Origin of the sequence: Caulobacter sp., assembly GCF_039596335.1 — a bacterium.
Classification (GTDB): domain Bacteria; phylum Pseudomonadota; class Alphaproteobacteria; order Caulobacterales; family Caulobacteraceae; genus Caulobacter.
Window position 1 is genome coordinate 50855 of sequence record NZ_JBCNJZ010000008.1, and the last position, 16742, is coordinate 67596.

The window sequence follows — 16742 nt, forward strand, 5'->3', positions numbered from 1 at the left end:
CTATGCGCTTGTCCGGGATGACAAGAGGGGGCGGATCTACGCCACCCCCGTGTCGCTCCAGACGCCCAGCTCGTTGCCCGACGGGTCGGTGAAGTGGAAGCGGCGGCCGCCCGGGAAGCTGAAGATCGGGGCGGTGATCACGCCGCCGGCCTTGGTCACCTTGTCCAGCATGGCTTCCAGGTCGTGGGCGAACAGGATCACCAGCGGGCGGTCGGACGAGCCTTCCTGTGGCTTGGCGAAACCGCCGTCGGTCCCCTGGCCCTCGAAGGCGACATAGTCGGGACCGTAGTCGACGAAGCTCCAGCCGAAGGCGTCGGCATAGAAGCTCTTGGTCGCCGGGAGATCGCCGCCGGGCCATTCGATGTAGTCGATCTTGCCGTCTTCGCGCATGGCGCTCTCCTGAAACGATGTTCTGCAAATGTTCTAGATTGGCGTCAGGGCAGAGTCCAGACGCTGGTGCGCTTCACGGCCAGGTCTTCCAGCTCGCGGGTAGTGGGCACCTGGTACTCGGCCAGCTTTTCCAGCCCGTCCTTAGGGAAGTAGGTGCGGCCCGGATCGCCGATCAGCACTGCCGCGCCGGCTTCGCGGCCCTGGCGCAGCCAGGCCATCACGGCCTGCGCCATCGGCCGCTCGTAGCAGATGTCGCCGGCCAGCAGCACGTCGGCTTCGGGTGGCGGGGCGTCCAGCAGGTTGACGTCGGTGAAGGCCACTTCAACGCCGTTGGCGTCCGCGTTCAGCCCCACGGCCGCTTCGCAGAAGACGTCGATGTCGGCAGCCAGGACGCTGGTCGCGCCGGCCTTCATCGCGGCGATGGCGACGATGCCCGAGCCGGTGGCGAAGTCGATCACCCGCTTGCCGGCGACGATCTCGGGGTGGTCGAGAATATAGCGCGCCAGGGCCTGGCCGCCGGCCCAGGCGAAGGCCCAGAACGGCGGCGGCAGGCCGATCTCCTGCAGGGCCTCCTCGGTCAGCTTCCAGATCGGCGTGACCTCGTCGGCCAGGTGCAGCGACAGCTCCGGCGTGTGCCGGGTCGGCTGCAGGCGCGTATTGTCGAGGATGAAGGCCCGGCGGCCTTCCAGGGTCTGGACGATCATGCCGCGCTTAGAGCACGTGAAGGGTCAGGCGGCGACCGCCGGTTTGCTCGAGGCGGCCTTCAGCACGGTCAGGTAGCCCGGGGCGGTCAGCATGCCCTTCGTCAGGCCCTTCTCTTCCAGCAGTCGGTGCGCCAGGGGCAGGTTCCAGCACGGGGTGTGCATGAACATGTGGTGCTCGGCGTGGAAGTTGACGTGGTAGGGCGCGATCAGGGCGCGTTCCAGCCAGTTGGCGCGGGTGGTGCGCGCGTGGCGGAACGGGTCGGGCTCGTCCTTGGCCACCAGGGCGTGCTCGGCGATGTTGCGCAGGCGGGTCACCAGCGGGAACCAGGTGGCCATCGGCACGATCCATAGCGCCAGCCAGGCCCACCACAGGCCGAACGCGGACAGCGCCACCAGGATGGCCAGGTTCCACAGCAGGAACGGCTTCTGCCGCGCCATCTCGCCGGCGAAGATCGCGCCTTTGGGCTGGTCGCCTTTCATCTTGCCGAGCAGGGGTCCGAACCGCTGCTTGAAGAAGGTCTGGCCCGTCAGGTCGCGGACGATCTTGCGACGCAGGGACTTGCCGGTGGTCGGGAAGGGGGCCGAGAGGACGAGGTCGGGGTCCTCGGCCTGCTGGGCGTATTTGTGATGCGTCAGGTGATAGGGGCGGTAGCTGGCCAGGGACGCGCCGGTCGGGGCCGCGCACAGCCATTCGCCGACCCAGTCATTGACCTTGAGGTTCGGGTGCAGCCCGCCGTGGGCCGCCTCGTGCATCAGGATGGCAAGCCCCAGCTGCCGCGCGCCGATCAGCATCACGGCGATCACGTAGGTCAGCGGATTGGGGAAGACGATGAACAACGCGCCAGCGGCGAGGATCACGCCCCAGGCATGGGCGACCATCAGCAGGCCCCGCCAGGACGAGCGCGCGGAGATCCGCGTCCATTCGGCGGGCGTGAACAGATCTTGCGGTTTGACACGCGGCGCGACTGCCATGGAACGGATCATCGCACGTTCAGATTACCGCTGACAGCATGACCCGACGTCACACTCTGGAGCTCACGATGCGCCGCCTAGTCCCTGTAGTTCTCCTGGCCTCGATGGTCGCCCTGCCCGCTGCGGCCGCCAGCTTCGACTGCCGCAAGGCCCGCACCGCCGACGAGCGGGCGATCTGCGCCAATCGCGACCTCAACGACCAGGACGTGCGGATGGACCAGCTGTACGGCATCACCCGCCACCTCGTGCCGATGGGCGGTCGCGGTGCGATCATGGACGACCAGCGCTCGTGGTTGCAGTCGCGCAAGTCCTGCGGCGCCAACCAGACCTGCCTGGCGCGCAGCTACGACCAGCGTATCCGCCAGCTGAACACGGTCATGGACCGCGTCTACAGCCAGGGGCCGTTCTAGTCAGAAGCTGACGCCCGGCTTCCAAAGGCCCGCCGTCAGGCCGATGACGATCAGCAGGCCGGCGATGGCGTTGGACTTGAAGAGCTTCAGCGCGCCGGGGCCGTCATTGACGTTCACGGCGGCGGCCTGGCGCGACAGGTGCAGGGCGAAGAGGCCGGCGAAGGGCAGGAACAGCGGGCCTAGATTGCCGGCCCAGGCGGCCGCGATCACCAGCACGAAGGCGGCGGCGTAGAAGCCCGCTACGCCCAGCTGGACGTGGGCGCCCAGACGGCGGGTCGAGGACTTGATGCCGGCCAGGGCGTCGTCCTCGATGTCCTGGATGGCGTAGATCGTGTCGTAGCCCAGGGTCCAGAAGATGCCCGCTGCATAGAGCAGGGCGGCCGACCACGACAGGTGGCCGGTGGCGGCGGCGTAGCCCAGCAGGGCGCCCCAGTTGAAGGTCAGGCCCAGCCAGGCCTGCGGCCACCAGGTGATGCGCTTCATGAACGGATAGCCGGCCACCAGGCCCAGGGACAGCACGCCCAGACCGATCGCCAACCAGCCCAGGGTCAGCAGGATCAGCAGGCTGATGAGGCTGCAGCCGACCAGGAACAGCCAGGCTTGCTTGACGCTGATCAGCCCGGCCGGGATCGGGCGCATGGCCGTGCGGGCGACCTGGGCGTCGAAGTCGCGGTCGACGATGTCGTTGAACGCGCAGCCGGCCGCGCGCATCAGGGCCGCGCCGATGAACACGGCCAGCAGCAGCCACGGATTGGGCCAGCGGCCCTGCTCGGCGGCGGCCAGGGCGATGCCTTGCCAGCCGGGCAGCATCAGCAGCCAGATCCCCGCCGGCCGGTCGAACCGGCCCAGCTTTAGCCAGGGCCGCAAGGCGGCGGGCGCGTGACGGTCGACCCAGTTGGTGGCAGCGGCGTCGGGCAGGATGGCGGTGTCGCTCATGTGGCGAGGCTTACCCCGCCGAGCGCGCGGGCGGCGATAGATAATTCCGATCCTGTCGCCAAAAACGATCAATTGGATTTGTCGTTGCCGGGCGGCCAAGGTTCCTTCCAAGAACTCGGCCGAGAGGGACGCCACCATGACCAAGACCACCCTGACGACGACGGCCGGTGCGCCGATCGCCGACAACCAGAACTCCCAGAGCGCCGGCCCGCGCGGTCCGCTGCTGATGCAGGACTACCAGCTGCTGGAAAAGCTGGCCCACCAGAACCGCGAGCGCATCCCCGAACGCGTCGTCCACGCCAAGGGCTCGGCCGCCTATGGCACGCTGAAGATCACCCACGACATCAGCGCCTACACCAAGGCCAAGGCCCTGCAACCAGGCGCGGAAAGCGAGATCCTGTTGCGCTTCTCGACCGTGGCCGGCGAACGCGGCGCGGCCGACGCCGAGCGCGACGTGCGCGGCTTCGCCCTGAAGGTCTATACCGAAGAGGGCAACTGGGACCTGGTCGGCAACAACACCCCGGTGTTCTTCATCCGCGACCCGCTGAAGTTCCCCGACTTCATCCGCACCCAGAAGCGCCACCCGGTCTCGAACCTGCGCTCGCCGACGGCGATGTGGGACTTCTGGAGCCTGTCGCCGGAAAGCCTACACCAGGTGACGACCCTGTTCTCGGATCGCGGCCTGCCGCAGAGCTATCGCCACATCCACGGCTTCGGCAGCCACACCTACAGCTTCATCAACGCCGCCCATGAGCGCGTGTGGGTCAAGTTCCACTTCAAGACCCAGCAGGGCATCAAGAACTGGACGAACGCCGAGGGCAATTCGGTCATCGCCAATGACCGCGAGAGCGCCCAGCGCGACCTGTTCGAGGCGATCGAGGGCGGCGATTTCCCGCGCTGGACCTTCTACGTGCAGATCATGACCGAGGCGCAGGCCGAGACGTTCCGCTTCAATCCGTTCGACCTGACCAAGGTCTGGCCGCACGGCGAATATCCGCTGATCGAGGTCGGCGTGCTGGAGCTGAACCGCAACCCGGACAACTATTTCGCCGAGGTCGAGCAGAGCTCGTTCTCGCCGTCGAACATCGTCCCGGGCATCGGCTTCTCGCCGGACAAGGTGCTGCAGGCGCGGATCTTCGCCTATGCCGACGCGCACCGCTATCGCGTGGGCACGCACTACGAGGCCTTGCCGGTCAATCGTCCGCGCTGCCCGGTGAACCACTATCACGCCGACGGCGCGATGCGCTTCGACGCCCCGCCGCGCACCAACGCCTGGTATGAGCCGAGCAGCTTCGGCGGGCCGGTCGAGGATCCGTCCGTCGCCGAGCCGCCGCTGCCGATCCACGGCGACGCCGACCGGTTCAATCACCGCGACGGCAACGACGACTATGCCCAGCCGGGCGACCTGTTCCGCCTGATGGACCCCGACCAGCAGCGCCAGCTGTTCGACAACATCGCCGCGGCCATGCAGGGCGTGCCGGTGGAGATCATCAAGCGCCAGCTGGTCCACTTCCACCGCGCCGATCCGGCCTATGCCGCCGGTGTCGCTGAACGGGTCGGCGTACCGATCGCCGACATCGCCATCGCCGCCGAATAGGCGACGAGCGGGAAGGGCCGCCGGACTTGAGCGGCCGCGCGGCCCTTCCCAATCCTTCGAAGGAGTTTCTCCATGACCACCGCCGCCCTTCGCGTTTCAGGCTGGAGCCTGCTGCTGGCCGGCGCCGGGGCCGGGATCGTCCTGCCCCATCCGGTGACCACCACGCTGTGGACCGCCGCGGCCAGGCTGTTCACCCGGGCCGGCGACCGCGCCATGGTCGCGCGCCTGACCTCGGCGACCAAGTTCGGGCCGCGCATTCGTCGCGGCCTGGCGCGCCGACCGGCGCCGCGTCTCGGCGGGCTGATCCCGGCGGCTTGATCAGGGTTGCTCCGGGGTTTGAACCGGCCCCGCGACGCGCTAACTCTTGCAAATGAGTCTCAAGCCTCGCCGCAAGCCGCGTCGCCGCCTGACCCGCGCCGAACGCTGGGCGCTGGACGGGCTGGGCGGCGCCTTGGTGGCGACCGGGGCGGTGGGCGTCGTCGTGCCGGGCATGCCGACCACCGTGTTCTGGATCGGGGCGGTGGTCTGCTTCCTCAAGACCCGTCCGCATACGGTGCGTCCGTTGCTGCGGACGCCGGTCGTCGGGCCGGCGATCATCTGGTTCCTGCGCTGGCGGCCGTTCGGCGGCGGGCGCAAGTCGCGTCCTTCTGCTGACACCTGACGGGTCGCGCAGGCTCGCGAAAGCGCCTATCTACCCCGCGCCATGACCGACATTCTCGACGACGAAGACGAAACCGGGCCCCGCAAGCGCGCCCTGTCGAACCGCCAGGTGCTGGGCTTTGTCGCCCGGTTCTGGAAGCGGCGGCCGGTGCTGTTCGGGTTCGGCGTCGGCCTGACCCTGGTGGCCGTGGCCTTCGACCTGGCCCTGCCCTACGCCTCCGGCTACCTGGTCGACACGGTCGCCAGCAAGCCGCGCGGCGACGCCCAGGCCTGGTCGGCCCTGGCCGCCTTCGTCGGCGTCTATTTCGCCTTCGCGCTGGTGCGCAACATCTCCCACCGGTTCTGGATCCCGCTGGCGGCCCGGAACATGGAGGAGATGACCAACGAGAGCTTCGCCAAGGTGCAGGCCTTCTCGTCGGACTGGCACGCCGACAGCTTCGCCGGCGCGACCGTGCGCAAGCTGACCCGCGCCATGTGGGGCTATGACAGCGTCACCGACGCGGTGACCATCTGGCTGGGGCCGGGCATCATCGTGCTGGTCGGGCTGTCGTTCGCCATGCTGCTGCGCCAGCCCCTGGCCGGCGTCATCTCGCTGGTGGTCGTCGTGGCCTATCTGGCCGTCAATCTGGTCATCACTGAGCGCTATGTGCGGCCCAGCAACCTGCGGTCCAACGCCCTGGATTCCAAGATCGGCGGGGCCCTGGCCGACGCTGTGACCTCGAATCCGACCGTGAAGAGCTTCGGCGCCGAGACGCGGGAGGCCGAGCGCCTGGCCCAGGTCACGGCCGCCTGGCGCGAGGCGATCATGGTCACCTGGACCCGCTTCACCAATGTGTGGCTGGGCCAGAACCTGCTGCTGGTCGTGCTGCAAGCAGGGCTGACCGGAGCCATGGTCTGGGGCTGGGCCCAAGGCACGGCCACGCCGGGCGACGTCGCCTTCGCCATCACCGCCTTCATGCTGATGAGCGGCTATCTGCGGAATCTCGGCGAGAACATCCGCATGCTGCAGAAGGGCCTGGACGACGCCGAGGACGTCGCCGCCTGGACCAATCTGTCGCCGCAGATCGCTGACGCTCCCGAGGCTCCTGACTTCAAGCCGGCTTCGGGCAGCATCGAATTCCGCGATGTGACCTTCCGCTACAAGGCGGCCGGCGCGCCGCTGTACGACCATTTCAGCCTGAAGATCGCGCCCGGCGAGCGGGTGGCGCTGGTCGGGCCGACGGGCTCGGGCAAGTCGACCTTCGTCAAGCTGGTCCAGCGCCTGCACGACCTGCAGGACGGGGCGGTGCTGATCGACGGCCAGGACGTCTCGAAGGTGACCCAGACGTCCCTGCGTCGCGCCATCGCGGTGGTGCCGCAGGACCCGGCCCTGTTCCACCGCTCCCTGCTGGAGAACATCGCCTACGCCAAGCCGGACGCCACCCGCGAGGAGATCGAGGCCGCGGCCAAGAAGGCCCGCGCCCACGAGTTCATCCTGCGCCTGCCCAAGGGTTACGACACCCTGGTCGGCGAGCGCGGCGTCAAGCTGTCGGGCGGCGAGCGCCAGCGCGTGGCCATCGCCCGCGCCTTCCTGGCCGACGCGCCGATCCTGGTCATGGACGAGGCGACCTCGTCGCTGGACGTCGAGACCGAAGGCCAGGTCCAGGCCGCCGCCGAGGCGCTGATGGACGGCCGCACCACGATCGTCATCGCCCACCGCCTGTCGACCGTGCGCGGCGCTGACCGCATCCTGGTCTTCCAGAACGGTCGGGTGGTCGAGGAAGGCCGCCACGACGACCTGGCGACCCAGGGCGGCGTCTATGCGCGGCTGAACGCGATCAGCGCGGGGATGGCGTAGGGGCCACCCCGCAGCCCTTCGCCGCCGGGCGCAGGATCAAGCGTTGGCCGCCCAGCATCAGATCGCGGCGGGCTTCAGGCTCGACCAGCTGGGCCGGGCCGCTTTTCAGGGCGGCGTCCAGGTCGACGCCCTCGCACGACGAGGACGCATCGGCCACCTTGAGCCATTGGCCGCCGGTGAGCTTCATGACGTCCAGCATCGCGCCGTTGGTCAGCAGCACTTCGTCGACGCCGTCGCCATCGACGTCCAGCATCAGGGCCGAGCAGCGCATGCCGGCATAGCCGCAGACCGAACCGGAGTCGTTCTTGGTCCAGTCCTGGTTGCGGAAGCTGTCGGGCAGGGTCTTGCCGGAGGGGTAGACCTGCATCACCGCGATGTCCGGCCCGCCCGGCGTGGCCGAGGCCTTGGCGGTCAGCAGCCGGGCCTTGTCGGCGCGTTCGGCGATGTCGGGGTTTCCGCTTTTCACCAGCCGTTCCAGCGCATTGCGCCCGTAGCGTCCGCTCTCGAAGCGCAGGAACTGGAAGTCGAACTTGTCGGGCGCGACCTTGCCGGCTTCCAGGCGCTTGACCTGGCTGTTCACCGACAGGCGGGCCGGATCGGCGATCGGGGTGAACAGGGCGATCAGCAGCAGCACCGAGATGGCGGCCATGATCAGGTTGGTCGGCTCCAGCGGCTTCATCCAGACGCCGGGCTTGAGGGCCGCCAGCGTGTAGCCGACCGTGAAGCCGGCCGCGACGACCAGATAGGCGCAGGCCAGCACCCGGTCGGGGGTGAGGCCGTACTGGTCGATCCGCAGATGGAGGGCATAGCCGGTCAGGATGACGATCGGGATCAGCAGCAGGCCGGCCAGGCGCGCGGCCCAGCGCAGGATCAGGTGCGGCGGCTCGATGCCGTCCTGATAGGCGGCGTTGATCAGGATGATCAGGGCGGCGGCGGCCGACAGCAGCAGGGCCGCGGCGGCCTTGGTGCCCCACAGCGGGGCCAGGCCGGTGAACGGCAGGCTGGCCAGGAAGCCGGCGGCGATCACCACCATCAGCGGCAGCAGCCAGGCCAGCAGCACCAGGGCCACGGTGCGCACGCCGCGCACCAGGCCGGCGCGGGCCTCGGTCAGCTGCACGGCCATGTGCACGGCGGCGGCGAACATCAGGCCGGTGGCCGGGAAGGCGAAGGCGGTCTCGCCGATCAGCTTCTGGATCGCGTTGACGCCGATCAGCTTGAACAGCGCCCCGGCCAGGAACAGCAGCAGCCAGAAGGCGCCGGTGAAGGCCAGGGACAGGAACAGCCGCACGGCGTTGGTGCCGACCAGGTCGAAATAGTGGTCATAGGGCGCGACCGGCTTGCGGACGGCCTCGGCCGGCTGGACCAGGTGATGGGCGATGAACAGCAGGGCGGCCACGGCGATGAACAGCGGCGGCGACAGCGGACCGGCGCCATAGCGCTCGGGCGCGGCCCCGGTCCAGGCGGCGTGGACAGCCAGGATTGCGGCCAGGGCGGCGGCGATCAGGCTCCAGGCGATCAGGGCCCGGCGGCGCATGGCCGACAGCGCCGCCAGCGGGATCATCGGGACCATCAGGGCGCAGACCAGCAACGGCGCGTACAGCATCGGCTGCGTCGCGGGCCAGGCCTTGGACTCGTCGGCCTTCTGCAGCAGGAACATCGCGATGCCCTGGGCCAGACCGATCCCCAGGCGGGTGAAGGCGGTGGTCCGGTTCGTGGTGTTCTGCGTGGGCGCGTCGTCCATGCGGGGCGTCTCTCCGTTTCGGGTAAAGCACCACGCCGCGCCGATGTCGGGAAGGGGGCTTTTCGAACGTCCTTGTTGGCGATCAGATGTTCGCGCCTGGGAGTGACGACCGATGATGAAGCCGCCCGCCGCCTCGATCGACGCCTATCTGGCCGCCTTGCCGCCCGCGCAGCGCGCGGCGCTGGAAGCCCTGCGCGGTCAGATCCGCGCCCTCGTCCCCGACGCCGAGGAGGTCATCAGCTACGGCCTGCCGACCTTCAAGCTGCATGGCAATCTCGTGCATTTCGGCGCGGCCGCGAAGCACTGCGCGTTCTATCCGGGCTCGGTCGAGGCGTTCGCGGACCGGCTGAAGGGCTTTGACACCAGCAAGGGCACGATCCGCTTCCAGCCCGAGGCGCCGCTGCCGCCGGACCTGATCCGCGAGATCGTCGAATATCGCGTGGCCGAGAACCTGGAAATCGCGGCCGAACGGGCGGCGAAGAAGAAGCGGTGAGCCTCAGCCGCAGTCCTCGATGGCCTGGGCCAGGGCGGGGGCCGCGCGGGCGACCTGATTGGGGTAGAGCACCTGCGAGCCCGAAGGCTGGGCGTTGACCACGATCGAGGCGGGGCCGTCGGCGTGGCGGAAGGTGATCGTCCAGCTGGCGTTGGCCGGGGAGTGGGTGAACGGCTCCTCGGTGGGCGGCGGCGCCTTCTTGCGGCGCGCGTCCGCCGTCAGCGTCTTCAGCAGGCAGGCGCGCACCTGTTCCGCCGACTGGGCCGAGCTGTAGAGCGTGATCTGCAGGTTCGAGACGGGGGCGGCGGCCCCGCTCGGACCCGCCACGAAGAAAGCCGCAGCCGCCAGACCAGCCAACCGTTTCAAGGCACGCCCTCTGCAACAACAATACAGCCTGTAGTTTAGCGGGCTGTTGCGGACGGGAGCAATCGCCTATCGCGCCAGGCGGCCATCCTCCAGGGCGGCGGGTTCGAACGGGAAGATCACCGCCGGGTCGGGCTTGGCGACGCTCTTGACCAGCTTCTTGTCGCCGGCCGCGTGCAGCAGCCAGCGGATGACGTTGAGGCGGGCGGTCTTCTTGTGGTCGGCGCGCACGCAGATCCAGGGCGCGACGTCGCTGTGGGTGCGCATCAGCATCTCGTCGCGGGCCTGGGTGTAGTCATCCCACTTGGCCTGGGCGACGGCGTCCAGGTCGCTGGTCTTGAAGGCCTTCAGCGGGTCCTCGCGACGGGCCTTCAGGCGCTCGGCCTGCTCGTCGCGGCTGATATCCAGCCAGAATTTCACGTAGCGTAGGCCGTTCTCGACCAGCATCCGCTCGAAGGCCGGCACGTCGCGCAGGAACTGCTCCTGCTGCTCGGGCGTGGAGAAGCCCATCACCCGCTCGACCCCGGCCCGGTTGTACCAGGAGCGGTTGAAGATCACCGCCTCGCCGCAGGCCGGCAGGTAGTCGACATAGCGCTGGAAGTACCACTCGCTGCGTTCGCGCTCGTTGGGCTTGGGCAGGGCCACGACGGTGGTGGCGCGCTTGGACAGGTGCTCGGTGACGCGGGCGATCGTGCCGTCCTTGCCGGCCGAGTCGCGGCCCTCGAAGATCACCAGGATCTTCCAGCTGTCCTTGATGGCCTTGCGCTGCATCTCGATCAGGGCGAGCTGCAGCTGGCGAAGCTCGTTCTCGTAGTCGTCGGACTTGCTCATGACGTCAGCCTACCCCCGCATTGTTGGATTAGGCTAGAAGGACGCCATGATCCGTCTCTTCGTTCCCAACGCCCTTTCCGCCGGCGCCGGCGTCGCGCCCACGGTCGACCAGTCGCGCTATCTGACCTCGGTGATGCGCCTGGCCGTCGGGGCCGAGCTTCTGCTGTTCAACGGCCGCGACGGCGAGTGGCGCGCGACCATCGTTGAAGCCACCAAGCGCGGCTGCCTGCTGAAGGCCGAAGAGCAGGTCCGGCCGATGGAGAGCGGGCCGGACCTGGATCTCATCATCGCCATGGTCAAGCGCAGCCGGGTCGAGACCATCGTCGAGAAGGCCGCCGAGCTGGGCGCGCGTCGCGTGCGGCTGACGATGACCCGGCGCACGAACGTCGACTTCGTCAAGCTGGGCCGCCTGGACGCCATCGCCATGGAAGCGGCCGAGCAGACCGGCCGCCTGGACGTGCCCGAGGTGGCCGACCCCGAGAAGCTGGACAAGATCCTCGACGCCTGGGACCCAGCCCGTCGCCTCGTCTTCTGCGACGAGGGCGGCGACGCCAAGCCGGCGATTGAAGCGCTGGCCGGGACGGGCGGTCCGGCCGCCATTCTGATCGGTCCCGAAGGCGGGTTCGCGCCCGAGGAACGCGAGCGGCTGCGGGGGCTTTCCTTCGTCACGCCGGTGTCGCTGGGCCCGCGCATTCTGCGTGCGGACACGGCGGCGATCGCGGCCATGACCTTGTGGCAGGCGGCCGCCGGCGACTGGCGTTAGCGAGATATGCTCAAGGTCGCCCCTTGAGGTTCTGAAAGAAAACGCCCAACTGGGCGTGACATCGCGTTTCGCCGTCGGCGGAGGGACTTCGTTTCCATCCTCCCGCAGCATCATTCCCTGGGGAGGGGCGGCTTGCATGGCCGACACCGCTAGCGTTCAAGATCGTCAGCTGACGCTGGCCGACCTGACCGAATATTTCGCCCGCGGCAGCAAGCCCAAGGAGGCTTTCCGTGTCGGCGCCGAGCACGAGAAGTTCGGCTTCTACCTGGGCTCGCACGCGCCTGTTCCGTACGAGGGCGACAAGGGCGTTCACGCCCTGCTGACCGGGCTGCAGCGCTTCGGCTGGAAGCCGGTCATGGAAGGCGAGGTCATCATCGGCCTGGAGCGCAACGGCGCCAATGTCAGCCTGGAGCCGGGCGGTCAATTCGAGCTGTCGGGCGCGCCGCTGGCGACCATGCACGACATCTGCGAGGAAACCGGCCAGCACCTGGACGAGGTCAAGACCGTCGCCGACGAGCTGGGCCTGGGCTTCACGGGCCTGGGCTTCTCGCCGCTGTGGACGCGCGAGCAGGTGCCGGTGATGCCCAAGGGGCGCTACGTGATCATGCGCAACTACATGCCCAAGGTCGGCAATCTGGGCCTCGACATGATGCTGCGCACCTGCACGGTGCAGGCCAATCTCGACTTCTCCAGCGAAGCCGACATGGTCGCCAAGTTCCGCATGAGCCTGGCCCTGCAGCCGATCGCCACGGCGCTGTTCGCCAACTCGCCGTTTACGGAAGGCAAGCCGAACGGGTTCCTCTCCGCGCGGGCGAATGTCTGGACCGACACCGATCCGAACCGCACGGGCCTGCTGGACTTCGTGTTCGAGGACGGTTTCGACTTCGAGCGCTACGCCCGCTACGCGCTCGACGTGCCGATGTATTTCGTCAAGCGCGGGGACCGGTACATCGACGTCGCCGGCCGCTCGTTCCGCGACTTCATCGAAGGCAAGCTGCCCGAGCTGCCGGGCGAGATCGCCACGATGAAGGACTGGGCCGACCACACCACGACCGCCTTCCCGGAAGTGCGCCTGAAGACCTATCTGGAGATGCGCGGCGCCGATGCGGGTCCCTGGAGCCGCCTGTGCGCCCTGCCGGCGCTGTGGACCGGTGTGTTCTACGACGACGCGGCCCTGGCGGCGGCCTGGGACCTCTGCAAGGACTGGACGATCGAGGACCGTGAAGGCCTGCGCCGCGACGTCCCGCGCCTGGGCCTGAAGGCGCAGGTCGCCGGCCGCAGCGCCCAGGACGTGGCCAAGGACTTCGTGGCCATCGCCAAGTCGGGCCTAAAGGGCCGCGCTCACATGAACGGCGGCTTCCTGGACGAGACCATCTATCTGGGCGAGCTGGAAGAGATCGCCGACAGCGGGATCACGCCGGCCGAAAAGCTGCTGTCGCTCTACAATGGCGACTGGAAGGGCGACATCGGCCGCGTCTTCACCGACTGCGCCTACTGATGCGGATCGTCTCGTCCCTCATCGTCCCTTGTCTTATGGGCATGGCGCTGCTGGCGTCTCCGGCCGCCGCCCAGACCATCGCCGTGACCGGTCCCGAGGGCCAGTCGTTGACGCTGAGCGCCGCGGATATCGCCGCCCTGCCGCGCCAGACGGTGACCTTCGCCGGCCACGGCGAATCGCACGTCTATGAAGGTCCGCTGCTGATTGACGTGCTGGCCAAGGCCGGCGCGCCGACGGGCAAGGCGCTGCGCGGTCCGAACCTAGCCCACGTGGTGCTGGTCGAAAGCAGCGACGGCTACAAGGTCGCCTTCGGCCTGGCGGAATCAGATCCGGGCACACGCTCCAACCGCATGATCCTCGCCGACAAGGCCGATGGCGCGCCTATGGGCGAAGGTCAAGGGCCGTTCCGGTTGATCGTCGAGGGCGATCTGCGTCCCGCGCGCGGCGCGCGAATGGTCTCTGCCATCAAGGTCCTGAACCTGGGCGACAAGGCCGCGCCCAGCGCGCCCGCGCACAAGCATTAGAAGATCGCTCTCGCTCCGGCGATCAAGCCTGCCCACAGGCCGATCGTGGCGGCCAGGGCGAACAAGCGGCCCCAGGCGAGCTTGCGCCCGACCAACTTGGATTGGGGATTGATCGTCGCGTGAACAGCAGCGTCCGTCCGATGAGACGTGACGTAGGCCATGGTTTCTTCCTCCGCGCCCCTCTGCCGGGAGCTGAACCTCATGGTCACGCTCCCATCGGTTAAGGCGGGCTTAAGCCCGGCTTCCCTCCTGAAAATCGTCGTCTAGATCGCGCCGACGCCCTTGTAGGGCTGCTGCACCAGCGGCTCGTCGATGTCGTGCTCGGCCTTGTCGGGATCGGGCATCGAGACGTTCGGCTCCCAGTGCGCGGCCTGGCTGCTGCCCGAGCCGCTGTCGGTGTGGCGGACGATCTCGTCCACCTCGCGCGCCGCCGTCAGGCCGCCCAGCTGGAACTCCACGTGCTCGGGATAGAAGGCCACGCGCTCCTTGATCCGATCGACAGCCGCGAACGGCGTCTCGTAGGACCACACCGCATCCTCGATCACCTGGGCGTCGCGATAGATGGTGAAGTAGCTGGCGTCGCCCTTGTAGGGACAGTGGGTCTTCTTGTCGGTCCGGCGCAGGAACAGCATCTCAACGTCCTGGCGGGGGAAGTAGTAGACCGGCGGATAGTCGGCCTCCTTCAGCACCAGGACATCGTCGCTATCGGCGATCTCGTGACCTTCGAACAGCACGCGCACCGTGGTCGGCGCGCGGCTGAGCGTGATCGGATGGCTTTCGTCTGGAATCTTCATCGGGCGCTTCCGCATGAAAGGGTTCGCAAGGGAAACGCACGAAATCACCGCAAAGCTTCAACCGAGGCTCGCGCAGGGGTGAAAGTTCGCGGCGTCGGCGGCATGCCGTTGCTTGTGAAACCATCCGCTGCGTGATCTTCTCCCCGCCAATCAGGGGAGGCGAGGGCGATTTGACCGGGGGTCAAAACTCAGCCCCGTCACGTTTCAAGGTTCGCGTATGAACATCGTCATCGCCGGCGGCATACTGGTCACGCTCGTGACCGGCATCCCCGTTCTCGTGCAGTTGCTGAAGGGCCACCCGCGCGGCCTGATCATCTGCTTCCTGGCCGAGATGTGGGAGCGCTTCTCCTACTACGGCATGCGGGCGCTGCTGATCTTCTACCTGACCCAGCACTTCCTGTTCGACCCGAAGGCGGCCAGCGGCCACTACGGCTCCTACACCTCGCTGGTCTATATCGTGCCCCTGTTGGGCGGCTTCCTGGCCGACCGCTATCTGGGCACCCGCAAGGCCGTGGCGTTCGGCGCCCTGCTGCTGGTGGCCGGCCACCTGGCCATGGCGGTCGAAGGCAAGCCGGCGGTGCAGACCCTGGCCTTCGGCGGCCAGGTCTACGAGTTCCAGTCCGAGGGCCGCGGCGACGCGCGCACCGCTCAGCTGATCGTGGCCGGCAAGCCCTATGACGTCACCGCGACCCCCAAGGGCGACTTCGCGATCAAGGACCTGCCCCCCGGCGCGCCGCTGCCGGCCGTGCTGCCCAAGGGCGAGTACAAGCTGGACGTGGCCGGTCGCGACCCGCTGTACCTGAACATCTTCTGGCTGGCGCTGTCGCTGATCATCGTCGGCGTGGGCTTCATGAAGTCGAACGTCGCGGCCCTGGTTGGCCAGCTCTATCCGCAGGGCGATCCACGCCGCGACCCGGGCTTCACCCTCTACTACTACGGCATCAATCTGGGCTCGTTCTGGGCCTCGATCCTGTGCGGCATCCTGGGCGTCAACTTCGGCTGGTGGGCCGGCTTCGGCGCGGCGGGCCTGGGGATGCTGGCCGGCTTCGTGATCTTCGTGCTGGGCAAGCCCTGGCTGCTGGGCAAGGGCGAGCCGCCCGCGGACGCCAAGCTGAAGGAGAAGGTCGCCGGCCCCATCACCCGCGAGGTGGTGATCTACGGCGTGTCGCTGCTGGCCGTGCTGGCGGTGTTCCTGGTGGTCCAGCGCACCCCGGTGGTCAATGTCACCCTGCTGGCCGGCATGTTCGGCTCGCTGGGCTACATCCTGTGGTTCGCCTTCGTGAAGTGCGAGAAGGTCGAGCGCGAGCGCCTGCTGCTGGCCACGGTGCTGGTGCTGGGCGCGGTGGTGTTCTGGACCCTGTTCGAACAGGCCGGCTCGTCGCTGAACCTGTTCGCGGCCACCAATGTCGATCTCAAGCTGCTGTCCAAGCCGGTCGAGTGGTTCGGCGGGGCGGTGGTGCTGGGCGCGCCCGCCCAGCTGGCCGCGGCCGGGATCTCGACGGCCGGCAAGTTTTGGATCAACACCGACTTCAACGCCGCCCAGACCCAGGCCATCAACGCCGGCTGGATCCTGATCTTCGCCCCGGTCTTCGCCGCCCTGTGGACGGTGCTGACGGCGCGCGGCAAGAACCCCAGCGCCATGGTCAAGTTCGGCCTGTCGCTGATCCAGGTGGGGGCGGGCTTCCTGATCCTGCTGGTCGGCGCCACGTTCGCCGACGGCGCCTTCAAGATGCCGCTGATCTTCCTGGTGCTGATGTACATGCTGCACACCACCGGCGAGATGTGCATGTCGCCCGTGGGCCTGTCGCAGATGACCAAGCTGTCGCCGCTGCAGATGGTCTCTTTCGTGATGGCCGTCTGGTACATGGCCCTGGCCATGGCCAACCTGTTCGGCAGCTGGATCGCGGCCATCGCCTCGACCGAGACCATCGGCGGCCAGGTCCTGGACCCCGCCGCCGCCATGGCCCAGTCGCTGCTGGTCTTCAAGGTGATCGGCCTGGCCGCCATCGGCCTGGGCGTGGTGTTCCTGGCGCTGGCGCCGGTCCTCAAGAAGTGGTCGCACGGCGCCGACGAGACCGACGCCAGCTTGGTGGCCGATCCCAGCGTCTCGGGCCAGGCCTAAAGATCGAAGGGCCCCGGCGCTCACCGGGGCCCTTCACCGAGGCGCAGAGGGGCCGCGCCTCACCTTCGGGTGGAACGGCCTTCGCGGTGGCTCAATACCGGCGAAGG

Annotated in this window: 19 protein-coding genes; 10 read left to right on the forward strand and 9 right to left on the reverse strand. The window is 68.2% G+C overall.

What is annotated here, in order from left to right:
• Positions 1-36: 36 nt before the first annotated feature.
• From ABDW31_RS17725 to ABDW31_RS17735, 3 genes are read right to left on the reverse strand one after another with little or no spacing between them, the layout of a single operon-like run.
• Positions 37-390: a VOC family protein gene (locus ABDW31_RS17725; protein WP_343699271.1), complete on the reverse strand. Its 354-nt coding sequence runs from the start codon at positions 388-390 to the stop codon at positions 37-39.
• 44 nt (positions 391-434) lie between these two features.
• On the reverse strand, positions 435-1094 hold the full coding sequence (locus tag ABDW31_RS17730) for a methyltransferase (RefSeq protein ID WP_343699272.1): 660 nt from the start codon (positions 1092-1094) through the stop codon (positions 435-437).
• A 24-nt stretch (positions 1095-1118) separates the two neighbouring features.
• A complete protein-coding gene (locus ABDW31_RS17735; protein ID WP_343699416.1) occupies positions 1119-2066 on the reverse strand; it encodes a fatty acid desaturase family protein in 948 nt (315 codons plus the stop codon).
• 68 nt (positions 2067-2134) lie between these two features.
• Here ABDW31_RS17735 and ABDW31_RS17740 point away from each other — a divergent pair, with 68 nt between their 5' ends.
• The gene (locus ABDW31_RS17740; RefSeq protein ID WP_343699273.1) at positions 2135-2476 is read left to right on the forward strand and encodes a lysozyme inhibitor LprI family protein; all 342 of its coding nucleotides are present in this window, start codon (positions 2135-2137) and stop codon (positions 2474-2476) included.
• Here the strand turns inward: ABDW31_RS17740 and ubiA are convergent, their stop codons facing one another.
• Positions 2477-3412 carry a 4-hydroxybenzoate octaprenyltransferase gene (gene ubiA / locus ABDW31_RS17745; RefSeq protein WP_343699274.1) on the reverse strand — a complete coding sequence of 312 codons (936 nt, stop codon included), beginning with the start codon at positions 3410-3412 and terminating at the stop codon, positions 2477-2479.
• 136 nt (positions 3413-3548) lie between these two features.
• Here ubiA and ABDW31_RS17750 point away from each other — a divergent pair, with 136 nt between their 5' ends.
• The 4 genes from ABDW31_RS17750 (at position 3549) to ABDW31_RS17765 (ending at position 7506) form a co-directional block, all read left to right on the forward strand.
• A complete protein-coding gene (locus ABDW31_RS17750; protein ID WP_343699275.1) occupies positions 3549-5009 on the forward strand; it encodes a catalase in 1461 nt (486 codons plus the stop codon).
• Positions 5010-5081: 72 nt separating this feature from the next.
• Positions 5082-5327, forward strand: a complete 246-nt coding sequence (locus ABDW31_RS17755) for a hypothetical protein (RefSeq protein ID WP_343699276.1) — start codon at positions 5082-5084, stop codon at positions 5325-5327.
• A gap of 52 nt (positions 5328-5379) precedes the next feature.
• On the forward strand, positions 5380-5670 hold the full coding sequence (locus ABDW31_RS17760) for a DUF454 family protein (RefSeq protein ID WP_184714487.1): 291 nt from the start codon (positions 5380-5382) through the stop codon (positions 5668-5670).
• A gap of 42 nt (positions 5671-5712) precedes the next feature.
• Entirely contained in the window at positions 5713-7506 is a 1794-nt protein-coding gene (locus tag ABDW31_RS17765; RefSeq protein WP_343699277.1) for an ABC transporter ATP-binding protein, read from the forward strand.
• On the opposite strand, the gene ABDW31_RS17770 is transcribed toward ABDW31_RS17765, so the two are convergent.
• Complete coding sequence (locus ABDW31_RS17770) at positions 7487-9247, reverse strand: DUF4153 domain-containing protein (RefSeq protein ID WP_343699278.1); 1761 nt, start codon at positions 9245-9247, stop codon at positions 7487-7489. The two genes, ABDW31_RS17765 and ABDW31_RS17770, sit on opposite strands and share 20 nt — an antisense overlap.
• A 112-nt stretch (positions 9248-9359) precedes the next feature.
• Here ABDW31_RS17770 and ABDW31_RS17775 point away from each other — a divergent pair, with 112 nt between their 5' ends.
• On the forward strand, positions 9360-9740 hold the full coding sequence (locus tag ABDW31_RS17775; protein WP_343699279.1) for an iron chaperone: 381 nt from the start codon (positions 9360-9362) through the stop codon (positions 9738-9740).
• 3 nt (positions 9741-9743) lie between these two features.
• Here ABDW31_RS17775 and ABDW31_RS17780 read toward each other — a convergent pair whose 3' ends face one another.
• A complete protein-coding gene (locus ABDW31_RS17780) occupies positions 9744-10106 on the reverse strand; it encodes a hypothetical protein (RefSeq protein ID WP_343699280.1) in 363 nt (120 codons plus the stop codon).
• A gap of 66 nt (positions 10107-10172) precedes the next feature.
• Positions 10173-10934, reverse strand: a complete 762-nt coding sequence (gene ppk2, locus ABDW31_RS17785; RefSeq protein WP_343699281.1) for a polyphosphate kinase 2 — start codon at positions 10932-10934, stop codon at positions 10173-10175.
• A gap of 46 nt (positions 10935-10980) precedes the next feature.
• Between ppk2 and ABDW31_RS17790 the strand changes: the two genes are divergently transcribed.
• From ABDW31_RS17790 to ABDW31_RS17800, 3 genes are all read left to right on the forward strand, one after another.
• Entirely contained in the window at positions 10981-11697 is a 717-nt protein-coding gene (locus ABDW31_RS17790) for a 16S rRNA (uracil(1498)-N(3))-methyltransferase (protein WP_343699282.1), read from the forward strand.
• A 136-nt stretch (positions 11698-11833) separates the two neighbouring features.
• Positions 11834-13195 carry a glutamate--cysteine ligase gene (locus ABDW31_RS17795; protein ID WP_343699283.1) on the forward strand — a complete coding sequence of 454 codons (1362 nt, stop codon included), beginning with the start codon at positions 11834-11836 and terminating at the stop codon, positions 13193-13195.
• A 41-nt stretch (positions 13196-13236) separates the two neighbouring features.
• A complete protein-coding gene (locus ABDW31_RS17800) occupies positions 13237-13719 on the forward strand; it encodes a molybdopterin-binding oxidoreductase (RefSeq protein ID WP_343699284.1) in 483 nt (160 codons plus the stop codon).
• On the opposite strand, the gene ABDW31_RS17805 is transcribed toward ABDW31_RS17800, so the two are convergent.
• Positions 13716-13880: a hypothetical protein gene (locus tag ABDW31_RS17805; RefSeq protein ID WP_343699285.1), complete on the reverse strand. Its 165-nt coding sequence runs from the start codon at positions 13878-13880 to the stop codon at positions 13716-13718. The two genes, ABDW31_RS17800 and ABDW31_RS17805, sit on opposite strands and share 4 nt — an antisense overlap.
• A 102-nt stretch (positions 13881-13982) precedes the next feature.
• Positions 13983-14513, reverse strand: coding sequence for a DUF427 domain-containing protein (locus ABDW31_RS17810; RefSeq protein ID WP_343699286.1), 531 nt, complete (start codon positions 14511-14513; stop codon positions 13983-13985).
• Between the two features lie 217 nt (positions 14514-14730).
• On the opposite strand from ABDW31_RS17810, the gene ABDW31_RS17815 reads away from it, so the two are divergent.
• Positions 14731-16635, forward strand: coding sequence for an oligopeptide:H+ symporter (locus ABDW31_RS17815; protein ID WP_343699287.1), 1905 nt, complete (start codon positions 14731-14733; stop codon positions 16633-16635).
• Positions 16636-16742: the final 107 nt, after the last annotated feature.

Excerpts from the sequence above, each read along its gene's own strand:
- ABDW31_RS17725 (WP_343699271.1), bottom strand. The coding sequence starts at position 390 with ATGCGCGAAGACGGCAAGATCGACTACATCGAATGGCCCGGCGGCGAT.
- ABDW31_RS17730 (WP_343699272.1), bottom strand. The coding sequence starts at position 1,094 with ATGATCGTCCAGACCCTGGAAGGCCGCCGGGCCTTCATCCTCGACAAT.
- ABDW31_RS17735 (WP_343699416.1), bottom strand. The coding sequence starts at position 2,066 with ATGGCAGTCGCGCCGCGTGTCAAACCGCAAGATCTGTTCACGCCCGCC.
- ABDW31_RS17740 (WP_343699273.1), top strand. The coding sequence starts at position 2,135 with ATGCGCCGCCTAGTCCCTGTAGTTCTCCTGGCCTCGATGGTCGCCCTG.
- ubiA (WP_343699274.1), bottom strand. The coding sequence starts at position 3,412 with ATGAGCGACACCGCCATCCTGCCCGACGCCGCTGCCACCAACTGGGTC.
- ABDW31_RS17750 (WP_343699275.1), top strand. The coding sequence starts at position 3,549 with ATGACCAAGACCACCCTGACGACGACGGCCGGTGCGCCGATCGCCGAC.
- ABDW31_RS17755 (WP_343699276.1), top strand. The coding sequence starts at position 5,082 with ATGACCACCGCCGCCCTTCGCGTTTCAGGCTGGAGCCTGCTGCTGGCC.
- ABDW31_RS17760 (WP_184714487.1), top strand. The coding sequence starts at position 5,380 with ATGAGTCTCAAGCCTCGCCGCAAGCCGCGTCGCCGCCTGACCCGCGCC.
- ABDW31_RS17765 (WP_343699277.1), top strand. The coding sequence starts at position 5,713 with ATGACCGACATTCTCGACGACGAAGACGAAACCGGGCCCCGCAAGCGC.
- ABDW31_RS17770 (WP_343699278.1), bottom strand. The coding sequence starts at position 9,247 with ATGGACGACGCGCCCACGCAGAACACCACGAACCGGACCACCGCCTTC.
- ABDW31_RS17775 (WP_343699279.1), top strand. The coding sequence starts at position 9,360 with ATGATGAAGCCGCCCGCCGCCTCGATCGACGCCTATCTGGCCGCCTTG.
- ppk2 (WP_343699281.1), bottom strand. The coding sequence starts at position 10,934 with ATGAGCAAGTCCGACGACTACGAGAACGAGCTTCGCCAGCTGCAGCTC.
- ABDW31_RS17790 (WP_343699282.1), top strand. The coding sequence starts at position 10,981 with ATGATCCGTCTCTTCGTTCCCAACGCCCTTTCCGCCGGCGCCGGCGTC.
- ABDW31_RS17795 (WP_343699283.1), top strand. The coding sequence starts at position 11,834 with ATGGCCGACACCGCTAGCGTTCAAGATCGTCAGCTGACGCTGGCCGAC.
- ABDW31_RS17800 (WP_343699284.1), top strand. The coding sequence starts at position 13,237 with ATGGCGCTGCTGGCGTCTCCGGCCGCCGCCCAGACCATCGCCGTGACC.
- ABDW31_RS17805 (WP_343699285.1), bottom strand. The coding sequence starts at position 13,880 with ATGGCCTACGTCACGTCTCATCGGACGGACGCTGCTGTTCACGCGACG.
- ABDW31_RS17810 (WP_343699286.1), bottom strand. The coding sequence starts at position 14,513 with ATGAAGATTCCAGACGAAAGCCATCCGATCACGCTCAGCCGCGCGCCG.
- ABDW31_RS17815 (WP_343699287.1), top strand. The coding sequence starts at position 14,731 with ATGAACATCGTCATCGCCGGCGGCATACTGGTCACGCTCGTGACCGGC.